General features: G+C 68.8%; 4 protein-coding genes. 1 reads left to right on the top strand and 3 read right to left on the bottom strand.

The genetic code is table 11. The features are described 5' to 3' along the window. The 3 genes from ACFWF3_RS25045 to ACFWF3_RS25035 all read right to left on the bottom strand — a co-directional run. Nucleotides 1-1,131: styrene monooxygenase/indole monooxygenase family protein (locus ACFWF3_RS25045; protein ID WP_379315658.1), on the bottom strand; the 1,131-nt coding region annotated here is incomplete at its 3' end. 154 nt (nucleotides 1,132-1,285) lie between these two features. Beyond that, nucleotides 1,286-2,722 carry an LLM class flavin-dependent oxidoreductase gene (locus ACFWF3_RS25040; protein ID WP_379315656.1) on the bottom strand — a complete coding sequence of 479 codons (1,437 nt, stop codon included), beginning with the start codon at nucleotides 2,720-2,722 and terminating at the stop codon, nucleotides 1,286-1,288. Further along, the gene (locus ACFWF3_RS25035) at nucleotides 2,719-3,984 is read right to left on the bottom strand and encodes an acyl-CoA dehydrogenase family protein (RefSeq protein WP_379315654.1); all 1,266 of its coding nucleotides are present in this window, start codon (nucleotides 3,982-3,984) and stop codon (nucleotides 2,719-2,721) included. The genes ACFWF3_RS25040 and ACFWF3_RS25035 overlap by 4 nt, the downstream gene beginning before the upstream one ends. A 122-nt stretch (nucleotides 3,985-4,106) precedes the next feature. On the opposite strand from ACFWF3_RS25035, the gene ACFWF3_RS25030 reads away from it, so the two are divergent. Further along, on the top strand, nucleotides 4,107-4,637 hold a 531-nt coding region (locus ACFWF3_RS25030), incomplete at its 3' end, for a MarR family transcriptional regulator (protein WP_379315652.1).

Here is a 4,637-nt window from a genome sequence, read left to right as displayed (position 1 = left end):
CAGGCGGGTCACCTTGGCGGCGGCGTCGCTGCGGGCGGCGAGGAACGTGGCGTACTGGTCGGTGATCCACTGTTCGTCGAACGGTCCGTCGTGTACGGCGGCGGCCGCGACCAGGCGCTGCGCCTGGATCAGCCCGCTCTGTGCGCCTTGGCCCGCGACCGGGTCGTAGGCGACCGCGGTGTCACCGAGGGCGGCGACCGGATGGCCGCCCGCGGTGTGTCCCACCCCGGCCCGCACGACCGGCCGGACCGCGCCCTTGAGCCAGGAGTGCGGGTCCTCGGCAATCACCTGGGTCGCCTGCACTTCCGGCAGGTCCCAGTCGATGTAGTCGCGGTAGAGATCCTTCACGATCTGCAACGCCGATTCGGCGGAATCGGCTGCGGCGAAACGGGTTTCCCAGTCGCTGCCGGGTCGGGCCCAGCCCAGGAACGCCCAGCTCGGACCCGCGTCCTTGTGCAGGTACGGACCCCACCACGCCTCACCCTGTTCGGCGAGAATGGAGAACAGGCTGTGCGCCCCGCCTGCCGGGCTGCGGTGCGCGAAGACGCCAGGGTCGAAGTCCAGGCCGGTCACGGTGACCGTGAGCAGCGAGCGCTGCGGCTTGTCGTAGACAGTGCGTTCCTCGTCGATCGGGAACAGGTCGGCCAGCCCGCCGCGGCCGGTGGCGACCAGGGTGAGGTCGTTGGCGGCGGCGATGGCGTCGAGGGATTCGGGAGTGACCGGTTCGACGACGAAATCGCCGCCGCGCTCGAGGAAGGCCGTGAGGCGCTCATCGGCCTTGAGCCGGGTGTCGACGGCGACGCCGACATAACCGTCGAAGGTGCCGTCGAAGGCGATCAGTTCGGCGTTCTCGGGTCCGGCGATGCGCACGCTGAGCCCGGTGTGGCGGGGCGCGCGCCCGGTGTAGCTGTCGAGCCCGAGCGCCGCCTCGGCCTGCTGGGTCTCGCCGAATTCGAGGGCGGTGCCGGTGGCGGGGACGTCGTCACGGAGTGAGCGTTGATCTCGGTCGCTGTAGAGGGTCACGGTGAAACCGGCGTCGAGAAGACCTAGCGCCGCAGTGACGCCGGTTTGGCCGGCGCCGATTACCGCGGCCGAACGAGGGGAACGGGAAACGGGTGTCTGCGATGTCATACCGGAATGGTGCGCTCACCTTCGCCCGATGATGAGTGTTGCGATCAGCAGGAATCGATCCGAATACCTTGCACCCCAGCGGATATAGCTATGGGGCACGCCGATCGGCGCCAGGCCGAGTACGTCCTGGCGCTGATCGGCGACACACGCCACGCTACGGACGGGCGAGTGCCTCCACCGGTTCGGGACGCGACTGCTCGGGTGGCAACACGGTGGACCGCGGACCGCCGACGCGATACCCGGCGCCGCGATGCTCGGGCGGGAGCCGATCACCGGCACCGAACAGGGCATTGCGCAATGTGCCCGGCTCGTAGTCGGTCCGGTAGACGCCGCGCTCGGTCAAGACCGGAACAACGTGGCGCACAATGTCTTCGAATGTCCCCGGCGTGATCGCGTAGGCGAGGTTGAATCCGTCCAGGTCGGTGTCGGCGACCCACTCCTGCAACAGGTCGGCGACTGTTTCGCCGGAGCCGGTGAACACCGGGCCCATGCCGCCGATGCCCGCCCAGCGGCCGATATCGCGCACCGTCCATGCACGGCCGTCGTCGTCGAATTCCTGGAACGCCGCGACCGCGGACTGGATGGCGTTGCTCTGCACATCGCCGATCGGGTCGTCGAGGTCGTACTGCGACAGGTCGATTCCCATCCAACCGGACATGAACACCAGTCCGCCTTCGATGCTCGCGTAGGACAGGTACTCCTCGCGCTTTGCCTGTGCGGCGGTGTCGGTCTCGTCGGTGATGATGGTGGCCAGCGCGTAGATCCTGGCCGCGTACCGGTCACGGCCTGCGGCCTCGAGCGCGTCCCGGACACGCGAAACTGTTTGCGCCAGGATTCGTTTAGAGGGGCCGGCGATGAAGATCGCCTCGGCGTTCTCCGCTGCGAACCGCACACCGCGCGGGGAGGCGCCCGCCTGATAGATCACCGGCGTCCGCTGCGGCGACGGTTCGGAGACGTGGATCCCCGGCACGATGTAGTGCTTGCCGTAGTGGCCGATGTGGTGCACCTTCGACGGATCGGTGTAGATGCCGCGTTCGGCATCGCGCACTACCGCGTCGTCCTCCCACGAACCCTCCCAGAGCTTGTAGAGCACCTCGAGGTATTCGTCGGCCTGGTTGTACCGTTCGTCGTGGTCGAGTTGATCCTCGGCGCCGAAATTTCTTGCCGCGGAGGGCAGATAGCCGGTCACCACGTTCCAGCCGAGCCGCCCGTTCGTGAGGTGGTCGAGGGTGGACAGGCGGCGCGCGAACGGAAACGGGTGTTCGAAGCCGGTGCCGGTCGTGATCCCGAAACCAAGGTGCTCGGTCACCGCCGCCATCGCCGACACCAGCAGCAGCGGATCGGCGACCGGCGTCTGCGCGCCCTGGCGCAGCGCGGCGATGTCGTTGCCGCCGTACACGTCGTAGGTGCCGAGGACGTCGGCGATGAAGATCCCGTCGAACCGTCCGCGTTCGAGCAGTGTCGCCAGCTCGGTCCAGTAGCCGATATCGGTGTAGCGGTGCGACTGGTCCTCGGGATGACGCCACAGCCCCGGGGATTGGTGGGCGACGCAGTTCATGTCGAAGGCGTTGAACCGGATCGGCCTGCTCATCGCGATGCCGCCACGGTGCTCGCATCCTCGGGCTCCGGACTCGCGGAAGCTGTTGTGCCGGTGTTCCGCTCGCCCGCGCTCCAGCCGAACGGCAGGTCGGTGCCGTTGAGCAGGTAGTCGCCGACCGCGCGAGCTTTGAAGAGGGCGGGATTGTGCACCGAGATGGTGCGGGCGTTGCGCCAATGGCGATCCAGGCGCAGCTGTTCGGACACGATCGAGGCTCCGCCGAGCTCGAACAATTGGGTCGTGGCGCCGAGCACGATGTCGATCACCCCGAGTTGTGCTTGCGCGGCGGCCAATTCGGCGGCCACGAGATCCTTCTCGTCCGTCGCCCCGGCGTCGAGCACCCGGTCGAGCACATCGGCCACCGCGAGCACCGCCGCACGCGCGGTGAACGCCGCCGCCGACAGCTTGCCGATCACCTGCTGGACGAGGGGGTCCTCGCGCGGCAGATCGGCGGCGGCATGGGTGTAGGTGCGGGTGCGCGCGCTCACCCATTCCCTGGCGTCGCGTTCGGCGCGGGCGGCGATCCCCGCGAGCACCGCCAGCTGCACCAGTTGCAGGTAGGCGGTGCCGTAGGTGGGCCCCGCGACACCGTAGCCGGGTCCGAGGACGCGGTCCTCGGCCACCACGACATCGGTGAACTCGGTGGTGCCGCTCGCAGTGAGCCGCTGCCCGAAACCGTCCCAGTCATCGTGTTGCACAACACCTTCGGCGTCCGCGTCGACCAGCACGCCGAGCCGCTCGCCGTCACTGTCGGCCGCGACGAGGATGTGATCGGCGAACAGTGATCCGGTGCTGTAGTACTTCACGCCGTTGAGCAGCAGCCGGTCACCGTCGCGGGTCAGCCGGGTGCGATACCGGTCGACCGCGCCGACCCCCGGTTCGGTGATCGCATTGCCGACCAGGGTCCCCGCCGCGACCGCCCGCAACCATCGCTCCCGCGCCGGCGCCGCCTGCGCCAGGAGCTGATCCTCGACGAACGACCAGTGCACCCGCAGTGCCTGCGGCAGATTCGACTCGGCCGCCGCCAGGTCGATGAGCAACCGGAACAGCTGTCGCACACTCACGCCGTACCCGCCGAACTCGACCGGCACCCGCAACGCCCCGAACTTGGCCTCCTTCAACCAGCCCACCTCGTCGAACGGCAGCCGCCGATCGACCTCCCGTTCCACCGCGCCCGCGGCTATCCGGTCGAAGATCGGGGCGAAGATGGCGTCCAGCTCGGAATCGGTGGTCGATGGCGCGGCGGTGGAAGTCATGCTTCCACGATCGCGCAGGGAGATGCCGGATTCACGGGTTGCGCGCAGCGCGATCACAACGGAGTGGACTCCGATCTATCATTGGCGACGAAGTGTCTGCGCGGAGGAAGTGAGTGGCGAGCATGTCGGTACCTGACGACGACCCGAGCGCGATCTTTCGCCGGTACCTGAGTTCGGTGGTGCTGCACGCCCAGGCAGGTGCGAAGGCTGTCGATCTGCACGCGACCGACCTGTACGCGCTGAACATCCTCGCGCTGAGCGGCGCGATGACGCCGGGTGAGCTCGGCACTCGCACCGGCCTCACCACCGGTCCGACCACCCGTCTGGTCGACCGCCTCGAACAGGCGGGGTACGTGCGTCGCGGCGCCGACCCCGGCGACCGGCGCAAGGTCATCGTCGAGCCGATCGACCAGCCCGCCGAGCTCGACAAGGTGCTCGCCCCGGCGCGGCGCCGGATCGGCGAGATCATCGCGAGCTACACCCCCGAGCAGCGGGAAGTGCTCTTCGACTACTTCGCTCGGGCGGCAGTGGCCTACCAGGAGTCCGCCGCCCACGCTGGCGCCCGGCCCCGGCGGGCTCGCCCCGGTCTTCGCCAACGGGCCCCGGAACGACGGCAAGACCGTCGCGCTCACCTTCGACGCCGACATGACGGC

Origin of the sequence: Nocardia sp. NPDC060220 (assembly GCF_042727815.1) — a bacterium.
Lineage (GTDB): Bacteria > Actinomycetota > Actinomycetes > Mycobacteriales > Mycobacteriaceae > Nocardia.
Note: the sequence above shows the minus strand (reverse complement) of the source record. Positions and strands in the feature narration are given on the sequence as shown.

Excerpts from the sequence above, each read along its gene's own strand:
- ACFWF3_RS25040 (WP_379315656.1), bottom strand. The coding sequence starts at position 2,722 with ATGAGCAGGCCGATCCGGTTCAACGCCTTCGACATGAACTGCGTCGCC.
- ACFWF3_RS25035 (WP_379315654.1), bottom strand. The coding sequence starts at position 3,984 with ATGACTTCCACCGCCGCGCCATCGACCACCGATTCCGAGCTGGACGCC.